This window comes from Ruegeria sp. BG8 (assembly GCF_056538325.1).
This window is the reverse complement of sequence record NZ_JBQFSZ010000009.1, coordinates 67787-85889: the sequence shown is the minus strand read 5'-3', so window position 1 is coordinate 85889 and position 18103 is coordinate 67787. Positions and strand designations below refer to the sequence as shown.

Below are 18103 nucleotides of genomic sequence, written 5' to 3'. Positions count from 1 at the left end.
GTCGCGCATGCAAAAAGAGGGAGGGTCAGCCAATGACAAAGACCAGCATTTATGAACGTCATTTGGACAAGAGCCGGGCGAACTATACCCCGCTGTCACCGCTGAGCTTCATAGAACGAACTGCACAGATTTATCCGGACTACCCATCTGTTGTGTACGGTGAACGCCGATATACCTGGGCGGAAACCTATGCGCGGTGCCGGCGAATGGCGGGTGCGCTGTCTGCGCGCGGCGTGGGCAAGGGTGATACGGTCTCGATCATAGCGGCCAACATTCCCGAGATGTACGAGGCGCATTTCGGTGTGCCTATGACGGGCGCGGTTCTGAACGCGATCAATACGCGATTGGATGCGCCGATCGTTGCTTTCATTCTGAACCATGCAGAGTCCAAAGTCCTGCTGGTTGATCCGGAATTCTCGGGCGTCGTGAAAGAGGCCCTGACTCAGGTCGATCATGATGTGCTGATCGTTGATATCGTTGACCCCAGCTTTGAGGGCGGTGAAGCCTTGGGTTCATTGGCATATGACGCGCTGCTGGCCGAGGGCGATCCGGAATTCGCATGGTCTCTGCCGGATGACGAGTGGGACGCGATCACGCTGAATTATACGTCTGGCACCACGGGCAACCCAAAAGGCGTTGTATATCACCACCGGGGCGCGGCGCTGAATGCGCAGTCGGACTTGCTGGATTGGAACATGCCGAAACACTCGGTCTACCTATGGACGTTGCCGATGTTCCATTGCAACGGTTGGTGTTTCCCTTGGGCTATGGCTGCGAACGCCGGGGTTTCGGTTTGCCTGCGCGCCGTTCGCGATGAACCGATCTATGCCGCGTTCCGGGATGAGAAGGTGACGCATTTCTGCGGTGCGCCGATTGTCCTGAATATGCTTGCCAATGCACCCGAGCATCTCAAGGACTTCGACCATGAGATCAAGGTTATGACCGCAGGTGCCCCGCCGCCCGCAGCCGTGATCGAGAACATGGAGGGGATGGGGATCGAGGTCACGCACGTTTACGGCTTGACCGAAACCTACGGCCCTTCGGTCGTTTGCGCGTGGAAGGACGAGTGGAACAGCAAGGGCGCGGATGAACGCGCCGCGCTAAAGGTTCGGCAGGGCGTGCGCTATACAGCTTTGTCAGGGCTGATGGTCGCGGATCCAGAAACCCTCGAACCCGTTCCGGCAGATGGTGAAACCATGGGTGAGATATTTATGCAGGGCAATGTGGTGATGAAAGGGTATCTGAAGAACCCCGAAGCCACGGATAAGGCGTTCAACGGGGGATGGTTTGCGTCAGGGGACCTTGGGGTGATGCATCCCGATGGCTACATCGCGCTGAAAGACCGTTCAAAGGATATTATCATTTCAGGGGGCGAGAATATCTCGTCGGTCGAGGTCGAAGATATCCTTTATAAGCACCCGGCCGTGATGGAGGCTGCGGTCGTTGCCCGCCCCGACGAAAAATGGGGAGAGACGCCCTGAGCCTTTGTCGAACTCAGAGCAGGCGCAGAGGCCAGCGCGGCAGAGATCATTGCATTCTGCCGGGATAACATGGCGCATTTCAAAGCACCAAAGACCGTGGTTTTTGGCCCCTTGCCCAAAACCTCGACTGGAAAGGTGCAAAAGTTCAAGTTGCGGGATCAGGCCAGGGCGCTGGACTAAGCGCCCATCCGGTCAAAGATCGACAAGTCGAGGTCTAACATCTCACCCATCCAGACAGCACGGTCGCGGTGGTCTTCCAAGTGTTGGCCCGTTTCGGGGTGGGTGAAGATGGTCAAACCTTGTCTGTTCAACATCAACCAGGGAAGTACCTGATCCAAAGCGTCAGCGGCAAAGGCCAATTGGCAGCTCCAACGCGGGTGTGGTCCGACGTTCTTGGCGTGCATTCTTCCCATTTCGACCGGGAAAAGGCGCGCGGCGTCCTCGCAGACCTGCCGGGCCGTGTCCTGTGTGTCAGCATCGAAATAGACATGGGCGTGATAGCCGGTGATTTCGGGCATCAAAACCTCCTTCATCCGTTTCGCTAAGCATAGCGCATATCGGCGGTGAATCCTATTTCACCTGCCAAACAGACCCTGTGCAGCAGATCAGACAGACGCCACCTTGTCAGGATGCGCCGCAGCAAAAGCGGGGTGGCTTGCACAGGCTTTTTCGATAGCAAGGACGCGGGGCAGGTCGGTCAGATCGACCTCCCATCGGCGGGCGTTGTACATTTGCGGGATCAGGCATACGTCTGCCAGCCCCGGTTGAGGCCCAGTGCAAAACGGGTTCTGGTCATGCGCTGAAAGCATTGCTTCAAAGGCAAGCAAACTGGGCCGGATAAAGTGGCGCATCCAGTCGCCCGGCATATCTTCGGCCTCTTGGTTCAGCGCAGTGGCATGGCGTGCAACCGACAGATTGCAGACAGGATGCAAGTCTACTGCAATCGACTGCGCCAGTGCCAGCGCTTGCGCGCGCATAGCCGGTTCCGACGGCAACAACCCCAATCCGCGGGTCTGGTCCAGGTAGTCGATAATCGCCAGCGACTGCGTCAGGCGCAGACCGTCGATTTCAAGCACGGGCACCAGCCCTTGAGGATTTCTTGCAAGATGGTCTTCGGACTTATGCTCTCCTGCCACCAAATCGACCGAGACTGAACGATACGCGATGCCAGCCAGATTCAGAGCGATGCGCACACGGTAGCTGGCAGAAGATCGCCAGTAGTCGTACAGAACCGTGCCGCTCATGCGGGCCTCCTTAGGTGTTAGCCGTTCTGTAGCTTGGCCGCTTTCAGGGCTTGTGACAACACGCCAGCGTCTCCGATATGGTTTGCCAGAACCAGCACCAGCCGTGCATTCAGTGCGTCGCTGTCCGTCTTGTCCAGACCTTCATGCGCAGCAAGCAAACCGGCATAGAAGTCATCAGCGCTTTCCAAATTGGGCGTCAGGATCAAATCGGTCATGGTGCTTACTCCTTCCCTGTCGCGCGACGGATCGCTTGCCGGAACGCGTTTTCTTCGAACGTATCGCGGCGTGCGGCGACATGTTGGTCCGGGCGGATCAGATAGACCGCACTGCTGGCGTCACCCAGATATCGGCGCTTGAGCTCAAGCGTCAGATCGTCTTTAGCCGACAGTGCCAGCCTCGTGACCTCAACACCGCCCTCCTCAAGACGCTCGGGTGCATCCGCATCGATCGTCAGTAGGGTAAATTTCCCCGCCAATTGCGGCAGCAGGAACTTATCGCCCAGCGGTGCATCCGGGCAAGCTGACCCGGGGCGCGTTATTTCGGGACCGTTCAACGCGTCAGCCGAGTTCAAAGACGAGCCGTCATACGTGCAGGCCGTGCTCAGGCGACCCGAATTCACCAGCGGGCGGGCAAACTCATAATGTTCGCTGAGGTCAAGAACCGCGTCCCGCAAAAGCCGCGACATCTCGGATTTGGGTGTGATGAAATCAGTGGACCGGGTCGACGCCTGAATGTTTTCATCGGCAGCTTGCACCCGCTCGCGGCTGTAGCTGTCCAACAGTAACTCAGGGGCTTTGCCATCCAGTACCAGCTTCAGTTTCCAGCACAGGTTGTCCGTGTCCTGTATCCCCGAATTGGCCCCACGCGCCCCGAATGGGCTGACCTGATGTGCGCTGTCGCCAGCAAACAGCACGCGACCATAGCGGAACCGATCCATTCGTCGGCATTGGAACGTGTAGATCGACACCCATTCCAGATCGAAATCAACATCATCGCCCAGCATTGCCTTTAGCCGGGGAATCACGTTTTCGGGACGTTTTTCGCGCTCTTTGTCGATGTCCCATCCCAATTGCAGGTCGATCCGCCACACGTGGTCGGGCTGTTTGTGCAGCAGGGCAGATTGGCCGCGATTGAAGGGCGGATCGAACCAGAACCACCGCTCAGTGGGAAAGTCTGCATCCATCACCACATCGGCGATCAAAAAGTTGTCTTCAAAGACGCGCCCTTCAAAATCCAGCCCCAGCATACGACGCGTGGGAGAATGCGCCCCATCACAGGCGATTAGCCAGTCGGCCTCGATGTTGTAGGGGCCCTCGGGCGTTTCCACCTCAAGCTTGACGTGATCATCATGGGTGCCGATCGCCTCGACCTTGTTGCGCCCCCGAATTTCGATCGGGGCACCCTCGGCCTGCAGTGACCGAACCCTTTCGACCAGTATGTTTTCCAGATGGTATTGCTGCAGGTTGATAAAGGCCGGGTTCGCGTACCCCTTTTCCGGCTGCAGGTTAAACTCGTAAACCTTGCGGTCGTCGAAAAACACTTTGCCAGCATCCCATTGAACGCCGGTGTTAACCATCGGTGCGCCACCGCCCAGCCGGTCTGCGATATCCAGAGTGCGCTGTGAAAAACATATTGCCCGGCTGCCAAAGCTGACCTTGTCATTTTCGTCCAGCACCACAACCTCGACACCGTATTGGGCAAGGTCAATAGCGGCTGCTAAGCCAATTGGTCCGGCACCAACAACGATCACCTTATGACGTACCGGCGACGTAGCATCCTGATCCGGGCTGCGGTCATAAGCATAAAGCGGTGTCTCAAAGATCTTGTTCATGGGCTCTCCCCCGATGCTTTGGCGCAAACTGCTGCCCTCTGGCTTAACTTGGCCAGAGGTCTCAACCGATGGTCTCAGCGTTTTTCCCGTGGCAAAACGATCTGGATCAAATGCGACCGTATGTCCCTAGCTTTGAAGGGCTTCCCACATTTCCAGATCGCGCTGGGCAGTCCAGATGCGAGGCGTGTCTATGCCGCGTGCTTCATCGTAAGCGCGGGCCACGTTGAAAGGCAGGCAGTGTTCATAAATCGCGTAATCCGAGAATTTTGGATCGCATTCGGCGCGAACGGCATCCCATGCTTCTTTCAGTGACCCGCCCCGGGCGGCTACTTTCGCTGCTGGACGATATGTGCTTTCAACGAAATCGCGCGTGTTTTCGATTGCCTTGTTGACCATGTCTTTGCCGATCAGAGCGTCCCCGCGTCCTGGAGCGATGGCATCAACGTGGAACAGCTTGATTTCGTCCAGAGTGTCACCCCAGTCGTTGAAATGCCCGTCACCGCAGTAGCAGGCCGAGTGGTATTCGACGATATCGCCTGTGAACATGACGTTTTGATCGGGTACGTGAATGACGATGTCGCCTGCCGTATGCGCACGACCCAGATGCATCAGGTCAACGCGACGATTGCCTAGATAGACGGTCATCGTATCGCTGAAGGTGGTGGTGGGCCACGTCAGGCCCGGAATGCTTTCATGCCCTTCAAAAAGGCGGGGAAAGCGCTGAAATTCGCTGTCCCAGTCCTCTTGCCCGCGTTCCACAACCATCGCGCGGGCCATGTCGGACATCAGGATTTGCTGAGCGCCAAAGGCACTGGCACCCAGAACGCGTACGGCGTGATAGTGGGTCAGGGCCACATGCGTGATTGGCTTATCCGTGACCGAGCGCACACAGTCGATAACCTTCTGTGCCAAACGTGGGGTGGCCTGCGCCTCGATGATCATCACGCTGTCATCGCCGATAATCACACCGGAATTCGGATCCCCCTCGGCAGTGAAGGCATACAGACCTTCGCCGACTTCGGTGAACGAGATGTTCTTTTCAGACATGTCCCCTTGGGACGCAAATGCCTTTGCCATGGAGAGCTCCTTATCGTGCGAAGGGGTTTTCTAGCGCGGGAAGAACTGTGCCGACGCAATCGCCGAAACCGATGGTATATCCGTCGCCCTTAGCCGCGCCCGTCAGGGTGAGCGTGTCACCGTCTTCGATAAAACTGCGCGTCTCACCCGTGTCGAGGGTCAGCGGCTCCTTTCCACCCCAGCTGAGTTCCAGCAATGAGCCACGCTCGGGTTTTGTGGGCCCTGATATGGTGCCTGAGCCCAGCAGATCGCCCGTATTCATGGGGCAGCCCGAGGTGGTGTGGTGCGCCAATTGTTGCGCGGCGGAATAGTACATCTCGCGGTAATTCGTGCGGGCGATGGTAGTGGATGGTTTGTCAGTGGGCGCCATCGTCACGGACAGGTCGATATCATAGAGCATCGGCCCGCAATCCTTGAGGTGGTCCAACAGCTCATATTCCCGGGCCGGCGTGTCGCAGCGGAACGGCTCCAGCGCGGCTTTGGTCACAATCCAGGGGCTGATAGAGGTTGCGGTGGCTTTGGCCTGAAACGGGCCAAGGGGCTGGTATTCCCACGCCTGAATATCGCGCGCTGACCAGTCATTCAGCAAGACATAGCCAAAGATGTTGTCATCCGCCTGCTGAACAGAGATCGGACCCTCGGACGGGGTGCCTACAATTGCGCCCATTTCCAGTTCGATGTCGAACCGGCGGCTGGGCAGGAACGCGGGGCGATCGTGATCCGGGGATTTCAATTGCCCCCACGGACGACGGATGTCGGTACCCGAAACCACGACCGAGGACGCCCGACCATTGTACCCGATGGGAATATGCAGCCAGTTGGGCGGCAGCGCGTTTTCCGGCCCTCGGAACATGGTGCCGACATTCTGCGCGTGATGACGACCGGCGTAAAAGTCGGTGTATTCGCTGACGGCAAAGGGCAGGTGCATTTCCGCATCGCTTTGAGCGACCAGCAGCGCGCTGACCTTGTCTTGTTCGTCAGACCCTTCAGTCAGCAAGTTTGTCAGCCGCTCGCGGAACGCGGCCCACACGGCAGGGCCTTGCTCCATCAGCGGGTTCCAGAAGGGCAGGTCGAACAGCGGCTCATCGGTCAGGGTGATCAGCCCTTCGGCCTCGGCAGTTGTGACGTCAAGGATCATGTCACCGATGGCCACGCCGCAGCGCGGCTCATCACCATCGGTTGAAAAGACACCATAAGGCAGGTTGTTCAGGGGAAACGGGTGGTTGGCATCATTGGCCGAAGCGACCCAGGATTTCTTCAGTGACATAGTGTCTCCAAACATTTGCCAGAGGCTAAGATTTTTCGTCGAAAAATCTTGGACCTCGGACGGTATTTATTTCTTGCCCGGGGTGCCGTCGAACTTTTTCTCAAGTGAGGTCCAGCAGTCAATGTAGTCGTCCTGCAAAGGGGCCTCGTTGGCAGCAAAGGGGGTCAGGTGCTGGGGAAAGCGGGTTTCGAACATAAAGGACATGGTGTTGTCCAGCTTGTCCGGGCCTAGGTTCGAATTCGAGGCCTTGTCGAACGCCTCGCGATCCGGGCCATGGGGCAGCATCATGTTGTGAAGGCTCATGCCACCGGGAACAAAGCCCTGCGGTTTGGCATCATACTGGCCGTAGATGTTGCCCATCAGCTCGGACATGATGTTCTTGTGGTACCACGGCGGGCGGAACGTATCCTCGGCCACCATCCAGCGTTCCCGGAACAGAACAAAGTCGATATTGGCCGTGCCGGGCTGCCCGGATGGGGCGGTCAGTACGGTAAAGATCGATGGGTCGGGATGATCAAACAGGATCGCGCCGACCGGACAATAGGTGCGCAGATCGTATTTGTAGGGCGCATAGTTACCGTGCCATGCGACCACATCCAGCGGGCTTTGGCCGATTTTCGTCGTGTGAAACTGCCCGCACCATTTGACGGTGACGGTCGAGGGCACCTCGCGATCCTGAAACGCCGCAACCGGCGCCTTGAAGTCGCGGGGGTTGGCCATGCAGTTGGCCCCGATTGGACCGCGGCCCGGCAGTTCGAATTTCTGACCGTAGTTTTCACACACGAACCCGCGCGCGGGGCCTTCAAGCACTTCGACGCGGTACACCAGCCCGCGTGGGATGATCGCAATCTCTTTGGGCTCAAGGTCAATGATCCCCAACTCGGTCGCGAAGCGTAGGCGGCCTTCCTGCGGGACCACCAGCAGTTCGGAATCGGCTGAGAAGAAATAGTCGTCGACCATCGACTCGGTCACCAGATAGACATGACTGGCCATTCCGACCTGAGTGTTCACATCACCCGCTGTTGTCATAGTCCGCATACCGGTCAGCCACGTTAGGCCTTCGTCGGAATGAGCGACCGCGTCCCAGCGATACTGCCCCAGACTTATCACGTCGGGATCAACACACGGCGCGGATTTCCAGTACGGCAAGTCGATCTTTTCATACCGATGAGAATGTTTGACCGATGGTCTGATCCGGTAACACCACGTCCGCTCAGGCGGATTGGCGGTAAAGGCAGTACCGCTGAGCTGCTCTCCGTAAAGGCCATAGTTGCAGCGTTGGGGGCTATTCATTCCTTGCGGCAGCGCGCCGGGCAGGGCTTCGGTTTCAAAGTCATTTCCAAAGCCCGGCATATAGCCTGCGTGTGTGCCCACGGGGCTGCTGGCTTGGGTCAATTTGTGCGGATCAGTCGGACGGTTCATCCTGTGCTCCTTTCATTTGCTGGTTGTGAAATAATAGTTGATTTTGTAACTAACAAGCATGCCAAAGCCTGAATCCCCCAAAAATGATGAGTTTAATCTGCAGGATTTCCTGCCCTACCTGCTGAACCGTGCCGCCGAGGAAAGCAGCCTGGAGTTTCAGCGCGTTTACAAGGATCGGTTCGGGATGTTGCGCACCGAGTGGCGAGTTCTGTTCCATCTGGGGAATTACGGCGAAATGACTGCAAAAGAGATTGGGGAGCGCGCGCGTATACACAAAACGAAAATCAGTCGCGCGGTTAGCAAACTGGAACACCGCAGATACTTGATCCGATCACAAAGTGAGGCAGATAGAAGGGTCGAGAATTTATCGCTGACACCAGCGGGCCGTGCGGTCTATCGCGAACTTCGTACAACCGCCCGGCAATATGATGCAAAACTGGCGGGCATGTTCAGCCAAGAAGAAGCATCCCTTTTGCGTGCAATGCTCAGGAAACTAGCTGATATGGGATGAACACTGGTAAAATCGCGTAAGCGCCCCCAGATGACATCTTAATCTGACACAGGAATATTAAATGACGGCCACGGATACTATCGCGGCGAAATCCACAGACCTTATCAATTGGCTTGTCTCGCGCGGCCTAGAGGGTGCGGGTAAAGAAGAGCTTTTGGACGGGTATTGCAATCAGCTGGTTGAACTTGGCGTTCCCTTGATGCGCTTTCATGCGGCCCAATCGGTATTGCACCCGATTTATGGTGGTACGGGGTACAGCTGGTATCAGGATCGCGGCGGCGACTACCAGAAATTCGAATATTCCGAAGAACCCAGCAACGATTGGCAAAGCAGCCCCTTGTTTGCAATTCTGAACGACGATCTGGACTTTATCCATGAACGTATCGTTGATCAGAATGAACCCAGCCGATACCCGTTGATCAATGATCTGCGCGAAATTGGGGCGACTGATTACTATGCAACTGGCGTAACTTTCGACGCCCCGACCCATAACGCCGGGCCAGACGCGAAACGGCCCGTGGACGGAGTGTTGCTGTCTTGGACGTCGAACGCGCCGGACGGGTTTCAGGAAGATGATCTGGAGTTGATCAATTCCGCCCTACCGCATCTTGGGTTGGCGTTGAAATCAGCATCCAGCGCCCGGGTATCACGGGATCTGATGCGCGTTTACCTGGGCCGTGACGCCGGGCGCCGTGTGTTGGCGGGTGAAATCCGGCGCGGGTCGTTGCAAGAGATCGACGCGGTCATCTGGAATTTCGATCTGGAAGGCTTCACAAGCCTGTCCGAAGAACTTCCCGGTGCCGATATCATTGAGATGTTGAACGATTACCTCGCTGTTGCGGTCGGTGTCGTTCATGAAAATGGGGGCAACATTCTCAAGTTCATGGGCGATGGCCTGATGGCGATGTTTGACCTTGGTGAGATTGACGAAGACGCGCGGGCTGCTTTGAAGGCAGTTCCGATGTTGCAAAGCCGTATTGCAACGCTGAACGAACAGCGCGCCGCAGCGGGTTTGCGCGTTGCCAATTTTACCCTGGCGTTGCACTCGGGCGAAATTCTGTATGGCAATATTGGTTCGGATACGCGCTTGGATTTCACGGTCATCGGACCAGCCGTCAATCAAACGGCTCGAATTGCCGGAATGCACCGATCTTTGGGTCAGCGTATTCTGATCTCAGACGACGTCGCCCGCGCGGGGCATCCGGTTAGTCAGGAACTCATCTCGGTCGGCCGGTACATGCTGCGTGGCGTGCCCGAACCGAAAGAGTTGTTTACGGTCTACAGCCCTTAAAAGTCGATCTCTACGCCCGGCAGGTTCAGTTCTTTCATCATATCCCGCAGCTCTTGCCGTGCTGCAATGTTCGAGATGTTCAGTTGCTTGACGCCGATGTCCTTGAGATCCAGCAAGGTCAGGCCGCGCGGGAACAACTCGCGAAAGATAACGCGTTCGGAAAAGCCTGATGCCACCCGGAACCCGATCCTTTGCGACAACATCTCGATCGCGCGCTGCATCTTTTCCTTGTTGACCATGCGCTGTGTGCCAACGCGGTTGCGGACGACCACCCAATCAATGGGTTTCAATCCGGCTTGGGCACGCAATTGGCGCGCGTTCCAGACCATTTCGGAATACACTGACGGACCCAGGATTTTTTCACCCTTGGAGTCGATCCGCGCCAGCAGGTCAAAGTCAATAAAGCTGTCGTTGAGCGGGGTCACCAGCGTATCGGCCAGCGAATGCGCCACCTGGCTTAGGCGTGTATGTGAGCCGGGGCAGTCGATCAGAATGAAATCGCTGTCGCTTTCCAATTCGGCCACGGCGGCAGACAGGCGATGGTCATAGATGTTTTCGCCCGGTTTTAGCTTGGTCGCGTCTATTTCGGGTAAATCATGGTGCCGAGGGCTCGGCAACGTCAGGTCCGAGTTCTTCAGAAAATTGGCGCGGTTTTCAAAGTAACGACCCAGGCTGCGCTGTCGCAGGTCCAGATCCAGGGTGCTGACCTTGTGACCCAACCGGGCGAGCGCGGTTGCGACGTGCATCGAGACGGTCGATTTGCCTGCGCCGCCTTTCTCGTTCCCCACTACGATGATATGTGCCATGCCTGTATTCCCAAGTCCCGCCGTGTTTGACCACACGTTGTTAGGCACCACTATATGTTGTGGAGGCGTCGAAGGGAAGGACCCCAAGCGCCATCATGATGCATTATCCAACCCTGTTGCGAAAATTCCGGAGGAACATGCCGCGCTTGTCAAAAAGCAAGCAGTGTTTCACTGTGAATGCAAGGTGTTGGCTGAGGAGACTGCGTTGGAGCATCTGTTTCTGAATGTTCTGAACGTGGTGCTGCCGGTGCTGATTTGCGCCGCAATCGGCTATATTCTGGCCGTTACAAAGGCTCCGTTTGACAACAAAGTCATTGGCGGGATCGTATCGCGGGTCGGGTATCCCACGTTGATCATTTCGCATCTGTCGGCCACCAGTATCGCTATCGGCACCTTTCTGGATGTCATGGCCGCTGCGGCGTTGGCCATCGCGGGCTTTGGTGTTTTGGGCTTTGCCGCGCTAAAGACCATGGGTTTACCTGTTCGTGCGTTTCTGACCCCATTGATGCATGGAAATGTTGGCAATATCGGGTTGCCAATCACTCTGCTGGCGCTGGGCGACGCGGGGATGGCCTACACAATGGCATTTGTCGTGGTCGTTTTGATCAGCATCTTCACCGTAGGGATGTGGATTCCGGCGGGAGAGTTCTCGCCCAAGAAACTCGCGACTTCGCCAATACTGTATGCGGTCGCCATTTCACTGGTACTGATGGCCACCGGTGTCAGTTTACCGCAACCCTTGGCCAAATCCTTTGACATTCTTGGCGGGCTGTCGATCCCACTGATGTTACTGACACTTGGCCATACACTTGCGGGGCTACGGATCAACAGGTTGGGCCGGGCGGTGGTACTGACCTTGCTGCACCTGCTGACGGCGGTAGCGATCGCAAGCGTACTGGTCTGGGCATTCGGCTTTACCGGAGCAGAACGCGGAGCGGTGATTTTGTGCTGCCTCATGCCATCCTCGGTGGCCACTTATCTGTTCATTGATCAGCACATGCCTGAATACGGCCCGGATGTTGCGGGCTTCATCCTGGTGTCGACTTTAACCACGATCATCGCGCTGCCTGTTGCGTTGTCTTATTGGATATAGGCTGCGCTATTGCGTGGCTTCTGCTAAGGTATTGAAAAGTCCTGATCTGGGATCGTGGACGAATTTAGGAATTGGTGATGTCGAAAGAGAATTCAGGGGATTCCGGGGCGCGCATTGTTTTGGCGATGACGGCAATTTGCATGATGGTCGTTGGGTTCAACACAACCGCCGTTGCCACCATCCTGCCAAACCTGAAATCTGAATTCGATCTGACGCCGTCCGGTTTGCAATGGGTGATGGCGATTTACACCGTCGCCAGCGCGACACTTGTGACAATTCTCAGCCGCCTTAGCGACATAGCGGGCAAAATGGGTGTTTTCTTTTTTGGCATGATCATTTTTGCGGTCGGGTCCGCATCTGTGCTGTTGGCACAGGATTCAATCATGCTGCTGTTTGGTCGGGCCGCGCAGGGGGCAGGGGGCGCGGCATTGTTTGGCACTTCGTTATCCTTGCTGACGGCCGCAACGCCCGAGGAAGAACGCGCCAAAGTTGTCGGTGCGTGGGGAGCAATTGTTGGACTAGCGATTGGGTCTGGCCCAATCGTCGGAGGCGCGTTTGCGCATTACATCAATTGGCGGGCGGTTTTCGCGACGGACTTGATACTGCTCGCGGTGGCTTTTGGAATTGGTCTGATGGTCAGAAAACGCAAATACGTACCGGATACGCGCTTGGTGGACGCCAAGTTTGACTATCTCGGTGCAGTTGCAGTGGTGCTGTTCCTTGGGCCATTGTCCTTTGCGCTCAGCAACGGTGAAAGTGCGGGGTGGCGCTCTCCTATCACGTTAACGGCTTTGTGTGTTTCGGTACTGGCGATGATCGGCCTTATCCTGTCGGCCCGCCGGAGCGACGACCCCCTGATCGAGCTCCGCTATCTCCGACACCCCAGGTACCTAATGGCGGCAGCCGGGATGTTCGTGACCGGCTTCACGTTGTTTGGGTTCTTTGTGTTTTTCAACACTTTCGTGCAATCCCCGGATGCATTTGGATACAGCTCGATCGGAGCGGGCCTGGCATTGATGCCGTTGAGCTTGAGTATGTTCGTGATCTCGGTAACCGCGCCTCGTTTCCTTGCGCCTTACAGTTTTCAGTGGCCAGTGACGATTGGGCTGGGTCTGATATCTGTCGGGTTCCTATTGCTCATGACCACGTCAAACACCACGCAATATGCCGAGATTTGGTGGAAGCTGATGGTCCTTGGGATTGGTTTGGGGATTTGCTTTTCGCTTCTTCCGCGGCTGGGATTACGCCTATTGCCTGATGACCATGTCGGGCAGGGATCGGGGGTGATCAATGCCTGTCTTTATTTTGGGGCAACACAGGGCGCCGTGGTCTGTGGTCTGGCGGAGGCTATTACAACCCGACGCGGGCTATCAGAAGTGATTGATGCCTTGCCCAGCGGGTCTACTCAGCGCGACGATCTTGCGCACGCGCTGGCTCATGGTTCTCCTAGCGATATTCAGCAATTGCTTGCTGGGCTGGACCCCACAACAAGCACCACGCTCGCCAGTGCATTGCGGGATTTGCAGGATAACGCCTTCGACAATGCCATGATGGTTGCCGCGTTTGCCGCCCTTTTGGGCGTGGCATTGGCGCTGTTTTTGTTACGCGGACCAGTGCCGCCCCTTCACAGTGCCGCCGAGTTGACGCGATCGTCGGAACAGTCCGGTTAGCTGCCCAGATACACGCCATCCTTGGGGCGATAGAAAATCTTCTGATCATGCAGCTTGCCCAATAGGTCGTGAACGCCGCGCAGGTTGTCTTCGCGCGCCTTTTGCGCTTCGGCGGTTTCGTCCAGGTCGATCTGCGACAGCGATGCCGCCATTCCGCGCAATGCTGTTTCGATCAGATCCATATCTTCGATGGAAAGTTCGAACATTTCATTGAATTGGGGCATCTCAATTTCTCCGTCCGGTCCAAGCAGTGTCTCAAACAGCTTAACACTTCTAACCCTGATGGGGTACGTTTTGGCGTGCAGCAACAAAAAAGGCCGCCCCGGGTCGGAGCGGCCTTTCGCATTTCAATGGGGTCAGGCTTAGAAGCCCAGACCTTCGTATTTCTTCTTGAACTTCGACACGCGGCCGCCGGCGTCCATCAGGCGCGACGAACCACCGGTCCACGCTGGGTGCGAGGAGGGGTCGATTTCCAGAGCCAGCTGGTCGCCTTCGGCGCCCCAGGTGGATTTCATCTGAACCACGGTGCCATCGGTCATTTTGACGTTGATGACGTGATAATCGGGATGGATGTCTTTTTTCATCTTTCCGCTCCTTACGCCTCGGCGCCAGCCTTGGGCTTGTAGTTGGTGACTTCTGCGATACGCGCGGATTTACCACGGCGCGAGCGCAGGTAGTACAGTTTGGCGCGACGAACGCGGCCACGACGGACAACGGTGATGCTGTCGATGTTGGTCGAGTGCAGCGGGAATACACGCTCCACGCCCTCGCCAAACGAAATCTTACGGACGGTGAACGAACCGGCGATGCCGCTGCCACCTTTGCGCGCGATGCAGACGCCTTCGTAGTTCTGCACACGGGTACGCGACCCTTCGGTCACTTTAAAGCCGACACGGATGGTGTCACCGGCTTTGAAATCGGGGATGTCTTTCCCCAGGGCGGCAATCTGTTCCGCCTCAAGCTGTGCGATCAGGTCCATCGCATTTACTCCTATATGCTCGTGGTTGGTCCACGAAGTTTGGGCACGGGCTGAGAGCTCTTGGTCTTCACCGGGTCCTGCAAAGCAGCCCGCCAGAGGTCAGATCGAATGTTCCTTTTGCTCGGTTCACCGTGCTGCGCCTTGGCCGAAGAAAGCGGGGCGTCACAACATGGTTCAACCAAAAACACCGGAGTCGCGCAGGACGCGGCACCGGATTGCGGTCGTTTAGGGAATTTGAAGGCAGGGATCAAGCCTAAATCGCCTTGGTTTCGGCAGAAAAACGGTGGGTTTCCGCCGTTCGCGAACTGCGCAGTTGCCTTGTTTGGGTGATCGGGCATTCTGATGGCAATTACAAGAGCAGTCATTTGAGCAGGAACATGTCATGCGCACCGCGTTGATGTTGACCCTTGCGGCCTGTTTAGCCGTTTCTTGTGGTCGCGGCAGCCCTCCGCCGCAGCAGGTCGAAGCCAAGGCTTTTCTGGACACGACATCGCCGTCGGTGATTTTCCCGAAGTTTGGCGATGCTGACCCCCATGACTGGGACGGTCGCCATCCTGGCCATTACCCAGTGCACGGGCTGGATGTGTCTCGTTGGCAGGGGCCGATAGATTGGCAAAAAGCCAAGGCATCGGGCGTCAGCTTTGTATTTATCAAAGCGACCGAAGGCGGGGACGTTGCCGACCCCATGTTCGCGAACCATAGTAGCGGGGCCAAAGCCGCAGGCGTGCCCTGGGGGGCATATCACTATTACTATTTCTGTCGCCCCGCGCGCGAGCAGGCGCGGTGGTTTATTCAGAACGTTCCCAAGGGATCTGACCTTCCGCATGTTTTGGATATGGAGTGGACACCCCATTCCAAGACCTGCACCCTGCGCCCGGACGGCGCGACCGTGCGGGCCGAGGCGCAGCGTTTTCTGGATATTCTGGAACGCCATTATGGCCGTCGTCCGATTGTCTACACCACTGTGGATTTCTATGGCGACACCGATATTAACCGCCTCTCCAAGACCGAGTTTTGGTTAAGATCGGTGGCGGGGCATCCGCGCAATGTATACCCCAAGGCAATCTGGCGGTTCTGGCAATATACCGGCACCGGCTTGGTACCCGGTGTGCAGGGGCCTGTGGACATTAACACCTTTAACGGCCCGCCCGAAATCTGGGCCAGATGGAAAAAGGGTTAGTCGCGCGACTTTTGATACCTGTCCCAAAGGTCCGGCCTACGCTCACGGGTGATCTCTTCCGAGGTCTCGTGTCGCCACTTTGCGATGCGGCCGTGGTGGCCCGACATCAATACTTCAGGGATGGGGCGCCCTTTCCATTCTGCCGGGCGTGTGTATTGTGGGTGTTCCAACAGCCCCGATGAAAAGCTTTCTTCTTCGGCAGAGGCCTGATTGCCCAAGACACCGGGGATTAGTCGCACGGTGGCATCAATCAGCGCCTGTGCGGCGATCTCGCCCCCGGTCATGACGAAATCACCCAACGAGACTTCCTGAACGCCGTAATGCTCTAACACACGTTCGTCCACGCCTTCGAACCTGCCGCACAGCAAGGTCATTCCATCGCATCGCGCCAGGTTTTGCATCATCTGCTGGTCCATCCGGCGACCACGCGGGCTGAGATAGATCAGCGGCCAATTTCCTTGAACGCCAGCCATCGTCTGTTCAATCGCTTCGCCCAAAACGTCCGCGCGCAGAACCATGCCCGCGCCACCGCCCGCCGGGGTGTCATCCACATTACGGTGCTTGCCAACGCCAAACTGGCGCAAATCAACAGTTTCCAACTGCCACAACCCGTCCTGCAGGGCTTTGCCGGTCACGCTTTCGCCCAACATCCCCGGAAAAGCTGTCGGAAAAAGCGTGATGATCTTGGCTTTCCAAACTCCATGCAAATCCGGCGTAGGCGTCAGCAATTCGCGCGGTTTCAATGTTGGACGGATTGCCTTGCGTCCGTGAGATTTCGAGGGCTTGTCGGTCATGGCGTCCCAATCAGCGCCCGCTCGGCGCGTTCCACTACGGCAGCCTTTTGTTCGATTAGCGCAGCTTCGTCCAGACGAGAACGGTTCAGGTCCAACAATTCGGCCAAAACATCCTCGGGCAGTCGCGGGTTGGCTTTGGTCGGCGGAACCAGCAGCTTGGCCTTGTTGCGCGGCAAGGCAAGGTAATCGGCAAACGGAGCGCCGGGACCGAAACGCCGAAGCTGCAAGTCCTCCAGCCATTCCGTCATAACTGTAACTGTGGGCAGTTTTTCTCGGATCAGTTCGACCGTGGCCTGCATTGAAGGCAGGTGTTCTATACTTTCGCGAAAGGTTTCGAAATCCTGAACTTGCCGCATCCGCTGCAAGTCATGCGCCCATAAACTGCGCAACCAGCCACCTCGCTGGCGCAAAGACAGATAAAGCGTGATCTCAATCTCTTGCCCTGAAAAATGCTGCCGGATCGTGTCGACCAGGCACGCTGCAAGATCCGGGGCCGCAGCATATCCTTGTTCAAGGTTTTGGCTGGGCCTCAGTCCGGCAAAGTTTTCCTCGCTGACAAGCAATCCACGTTTTTCGCCGAAATCCAGGGTACCCAGAAAGGCGCGCATTTGACTGCCAAACTCGGACAGAGAGCCAACCGTGCCGTAAACCGAATGGTTCGTGGCAGCGCGCGACAGGCCCGAGTTGCGGGTGCGGTAAGGTAAGACCAGCGCGAAATGGGGCCAGATCAACGCGCGGTTTTCGAAAAGAAAAGACTGCGCTGCCGTCGTGCCTGTTTTGTGTAAACCCAGATGCAGCAGAACGCGCCGCATCAGATCAGCCCTTCTGGAGGGTCGGCGATAATACGCCCTTTGTCCAAGTCGACGGTCGGTACCACGTCGAGTGTAAAGGGCAAAAGGACGGTAGATTTCAGGCCGGGACCGTGCAGCTCCAGCAAATCTGCCGCGCCGTGGTTTTGGACAGACTTAACCTGTCCCAAAAGGGTTCCGCCCGTATCATAGACCTCAAGCCCTATCAGGTCCGTGTGGTAGAATTCGTCATCCGGTAAGGAAGGCAACTGGTCGCGGCGTGCAAAAAGGCGCAGGCCTTTCAGGGCGTCTGCTTCTTCTTTGGTTTCGACGCCGCCCAACCGCGCGGCAAATCCGTTTTTGATCGTGCGGGTCAGGACCAGAGGGTAACGTTCGGCACCCGCCTCATCGGTCAGGGGCGAATAAGCTTCGATATCTTCGGGGATGGCGCAATAGCTTTTCAGGCGCACTTCACCGCGTACGCCGTAAGATCCTGCAATACTACCCACGCAGATCAGATCACTCATTTGGTTCATCCACTGTCACACAAAGCCCGTCCTGCCATTGTCCGCGCAACTCGCACGCTTCGCGTTGGTTCGAGCGCTCGAAGAATACGCCCACAATAAAGGCGATCATCAGCAGGATGGGAAGCCGTATCAGTCCGAACAT

Annotated in this window: 20 protein-coding genes and 1 pseudogene; 6 read left to right on the top strand and 15 right to left on the bottom strand. The window is 56.8% G+C overall.

Going from position 1 to position 18103, the window contains the following annotated elements; translation table 11 throughout:
- The first annotated feature begins 32 nt into the window (after positions 1-32).
- Positions 33-1661, top strand: a pseudogene (locus ACR0DG_RS16675) (acyl-CoA synthetase).
- Here the strand turns inward: ACR0DG_RS16675 and ACR0DG_RS16670 are convergent.
- The 7 genes from ACR0DG_RS16670 to hmgA all read right to left on the bottom strand — a co-directional run bounded on the left by ACR0DG_RS16670 (position 1658) and on the right by hmgA (position 8322).
- On the bottom strand, positions 1658-1999 hold the full coding sequence (locus tag ACR0DG_RS16670) for a DOPA 4,5-dioxygenase family protein (RefSeq protein ID WP_480698691.1): 342 nt from the start codon (positions 1997-1999) through the stop codon (positions 1658-1660). The pseudogene ACR0DG_RS16675 and the gene ACR0DG_RS16670 overlap by 4 nt on opposite strands.
- Positions 2000-2086: 87 nt before the next feature.
- The gene (gene maiA, locus ACR0DG_RS16665) at positions 2087-2725 is read right to left on the bottom strand and encodes a maleylacetoacetate isomerase (RefSeq protein WP_480698689.1); all 639 of its coding nucleotides are present in this window, start codon (positions 2723-2725) and stop codon (positions 2087-2089) included.
- A gap of 17 nt (positions 2726-2742) precedes the next feature.
- A complete protein-coding gene (locus tag ACR0DG_RS16660; RefSeq protein WP_480698687.1) occupies positions 2743-2940 on the bottom strand; it encodes a DUF2783 domain-containing protein in 198 nt (65 codons plus the stop codon).
- Between the two features lie 5 nt (positions 2941-2945).
- The gene (locus tag ACR0DG_RS16655) at positions 2946-4556 is read right to left on the bottom strand and encodes an FAD-dependent oxidoreductase (protein ID WP_480698685.1); all 1611 of its coding nucleotides are present in this window, start codon (positions 4554-4556) and stop codon (positions 2946-2948) included.
- 126 nt (positions 4557-4682) lie between these two features.
- Positions 4683-5633, bottom strand: coding sequence for an MBL fold metallo-hydrolase (locus ACR0DG_RS16650; protein WP_480698683.1), 951 nt, complete (start codon positions 5631-5633; stop codon positions 4683-4685).
- A 10-nt stretch (positions 5634-5643) separates the two neighbouring features.
- The gene (fahA, locus tag ACR0DG_RS16645) at positions 5644-6900 is read right to left on the bottom strand and encodes a fumarylacetoacetase (protein ID WP_480698681.1); all 1257 of its coding nucleotides are present in this window, start codon (positions 6898-6900) and stop codon (positions 5644-5646) included.
- Between the two features lie 66 nt (positions 6901-6966).
- Positions 6967-8322: a homogentisate 1,2-dioxygenase gene (gene hmgA, locus ACR0DG_RS16640; RefSeq protein WP_480698679.1), complete on the bottom strand. Its 1356-nt coding sequence runs from the start codon at positions 8320-8322 to the stop codon at positions 6967-6969.
- A gap of 58 nt (positions 8323-8380) precedes the next feature.
- Here hmgA and ACR0DG_RS16635 point away from each other — a divergent pair, with 58 nt between their 5' ends.
- Positions 8381-8833: a MarR family winged helix-turn-helix transcriptional regulator gene (locus ACR0DG_RS16635; RefSeq protein ID WP_480698677.1), complete on the top strand. Its 453-nt coding sequence runs from the start codon at positions 8381-8383 to the stop codon at positions 8831-8833.
- Positions 8834-8894: 61 nt separating this feature from the next.
- On the top strand, positions 8895-10124 hold the full coding sequence (locus tag ACR0DG_RS16630) for an adenylate/guanylate cyclase domain-containing protein (protein WP_480698675.1): 1230 nt from the start codon (positions 8895-8897) through the stop codon (positions 10122-10124).
- On the opposite strand, the gene ACR0DG_RS16625 is transcribed toward ACR0DG_RS16630, so the two are convergent.
- Positions 10121-10930, bottom strand: a complete 810-nt coding sequence (locus ACR0DG_RS16625; protein ID WP_480698673.1) for a division plane positioning ATPase MipZ — start codon at positions 10928-10930, stop codon at positions 10121-10123. The genes ACR0DG_RS16630 and ACR0DG_RS16625 overlap by 4 nt on opposite strands.
- 205 nt (positions 10931-11135) lie before the next feature.
- On the opposite strand from ACR0DG_RS16625, the gene ACR0DG_RS16620 reads away from it, so the two are divergent.
- Positions 11136-12023: an AEC family transporter gene (locus tag ACR0DG_RS16620; RefSeq protein WP_480698671.1), complete on the top strand. Its 888-nt coding sequence runs from the start codon at positions 11136-11138 to the stop codon at positions 12021-12023.
- Between the two features lie 77 nt (positions 12024-12100).
- Positions 12101-13693 (top strand): MFS transporter, encoded by a 1593-nt coding sequence (locus ACR0DG_RS16615; protein WP_480698669.1) that lies wholly within the window; start codon positions 12101-12103, stop codon positions 13691-13693.
- Here ACR0DG_RS16615 and ACR0DG_RS16610 read toward each other — a convergent pair.
- From ACR0DG_RS16610 to rplS, 3 genes are all read right to left on the bottom strand, one after another.
- Positions 13690-13917, bottom strand: a complete 228-nt coding sequence (locus ACR0DG_RS16610; RefSeq protein WP_480698667.1) for a hypothetical protein — start codon at positions 13915-13917, stop codon at positions 13690-13692. The two genes, ACR0DG_RS16615 and ACR0DG_RS16610, sit on opposite strands and share 4 nt — an antisense overlap.
- 138 nt (positions 13918-14055) lie before the next feature.
- Positions 14056-14277 (bottom strand): 50S ribosomal protein L31, encoded by a 222-nt coding sequence (rpmE, locus tag ACR0DG_RS16605; RefSeq protein ID WP_170428949.1) that lies wholly within the window; start codon positions 14275-14277, stop codon positions 14056-14058.
- 11 nt (positions 14278-14288) lie between these two features.
- Entirely contained in the window at positions 14289-14672 is a 384-nt protein-coding gene (gene rplS, locus ACR0DG_RS16600; RefSeq protein ID WP_170328369.1) for a 50S ribosomal protein L19, read from the bottom strand.
- Positions 14673-15054: 382 nt separating this feature from the next.
- On the opposite strand from rplS, the gene ACR0DG_RS16595 reads away from it, so the two are divergent.
- Positions 15055-15852, top strand: a complete 798-nt coding sequence (locus tag ACR0DG_RS16595) for a glycoside hydrolase family 25 protein (RefSeq protein WP_480698665.1) — start codon at positions 15055-15057, stop codon at positions 15850-15852.
- On the opposite strand, the gene trmD is transcribed toward ACR0DG_RS16595, so the two are convergent.
- Genes trmD through ACR0DG_RS16575 form a run of 4 tightly spaced genes read right to left on the bottom strand, consistent with a single transcriptional unit; the run spans position 15849 to position 18103 of the window.
- Positions 15849-16646, bottom strand: coding sequence for a tRNA (guanosine(37)-N1)-methyltransferase TrmD (gene trmD / locus ACR0DG_RS16590; protein WP_480698664.1), 798 nt, complete (start codon positions 16644-16646; stop codon positions 15849-15851). The genes ACR0DG_RS16595 and trmD overlap by 4 nt on opposite strands.
- Positions 16643-17458, bottom strand: a complete 816-nt coding sequence (locus tag ACR0DG_RS16585; RefSeq protein WP_480698662.1) for a hypothetical protein — start codon at positions 17456-17458, stop codon at positions 16643-16645. Before ACR0DG_RS16585 ends, trmD begins: the two co-directional genes overlap by 4 nt.
- Positions 17458-17961 (bottom strand): ribosome maturation factor RimM, encoded by a 504-nt coding sequence (rimM, locus tag ACR0DG_RS16580; RefSeq protein ID WP_480698660.1) that lies wholly within the window; start codon positions 17959-17961, stop codon positions 17458-17460. The genes ACR0DG_RS16585 and rimM overlap by 1 nt, the downstream gene beginning before the upstream one ends.
- Positions 17954-18103, bottom strand: coding sequence for a hypothetical protein (locus tag ACR0DG_RS16575; protein ID WP_480698658.1), 150 nt, complete (start codon positions 18101-18103; stop codon positions 17954-17956). Before ACR0DG_RS16575 ends, rimM begins: the two co-directional genes overlap by 8 nt.

Coding starts and splice junctions, on each gene's coding strand:
- ACR0DG_RS16670 (WP_480698691.1), bottom strand. CDS start 1,999: ATGCCCGAAATCACCGGCTATCACGCCCATGTCTATTTCGATGCTGAC.
- maiA (WP_480698689.1), bottom strand. CDS start 2,725: ATGAGCGGCACGGTTCTGTACGACTACTGGCGATCTTCTGCCAGCTAC.
- ACR0DG_RS16660 (WP_480698687.1), bottom strand. CDS start 2,940: ATGACCGATTTGATCCTGACGCCCAATTTGGAAAGCGCTGATGACTTC.
- ACR0DG_RS16655 (WP_480698685.1), bottom strand. CDS start 4,556: ATGAACAAGATCTTTGAGACACCGCTTTATGCTTATGACCGCAGCCCG.
- ACR0DG_RS16650 (WP_480698683.1), bottom strand. CDS start 5,633: ATGGCAAAGGCATTTGCGTCCCAAGGGGACATGTCTGAAAAGAACATC.
- fahA (WP_480698681.1), bottom strand. CDS start 6,900: ATGTCACTGAAGAAATCCTGGGTCGCTTCGGCCAATGATGCCAACCAC.
- hmgA (WP_480698679.1), bottom strand. CDS start 8,322: ATGAACCGTCCGACTGATCCGCACAAATTGACCCAAGCCAGCAGCCCC.
- ACR0DG_RS16635 (WP_480698677.1), top strand. CDS start 8,381: ATGCCAAAGCCTGAATCCCCCAAAAATGATGAGTTTAATCTGCAGGAT.
- ACR0DG_RS16630 (WP_480698675.1), top strand. CDS start 8,895: ATGACGGCCACGGATACTATCGCGGCGAAATCCACAGACCTTATCAAT.
- ACR0DG_RS16625 (WP_480698673.1), bottom strand. CDS start 10,930: ATGGCACATATCATCGTAGTGGGGAACGAGAAAGGCGGCGCAGGCAAA.
- ACR0DG_RS16615 (WP_480698669.1), top strand. CDS start 12,101: ATGTCGAAAGAGAATTCAGGGGATTCCGGGGCGCGCATTGTTTTGGCG.
- ACR0DG_RS16610 (WP_480698667.1), bottom strand. CDS start 13,917: ATGCCCCAATTCAATGAAATGTTCGAACTTTCCATCGAAGATATGGAT.
- rpmE (WP_170428949.1), bottom strand. CDS start 14,277: ATGAAAAAAGACATCCATCCCGATTATCACGTCATCAACGTCAAAATG.
- rplS (WP_170328369.1), bottom strand. CDS start 14,672: ATGGACCTGATCGCACAGCTTGAGGCGGAACAGATTGCCGCCCTGGGG.
- ACR0DG_RS16595 (WP_480698665.1), top strand. CDS start 15,055: ATGCGCACCGCGTTGATGTTGACCCTTGCGGCCTGTTTAGCCGTTTCT.
- trmD (WP_480698664.1), bottom strand. CDS start 16,646: ATGACCGACAAGCCCTCGAAATCTCACGGACGCAAGGCAATCCGTCCA.
- ACR0DG_RS16585 (WP_480698662.1), bottom strand. CDS start 17,458: ATGCGGCGCGTTCTGCTGCATCTGGGTTTACACAAAACAGGCACGACG.
- rimM (WP_480698660.1), bottom strand. CDS start 17,961: ATGAGTGATCTGATCTGCGTGGGTAGTATTGCAGGATCTTACGGCGTA.
- ACR0DG_RS16575 (WP_480698658.1), bottom strand. CDS start 18,103: ATGTTCGGACTGATACGGCTTCCCATCCTGCTGATGATCGCCTTTATT.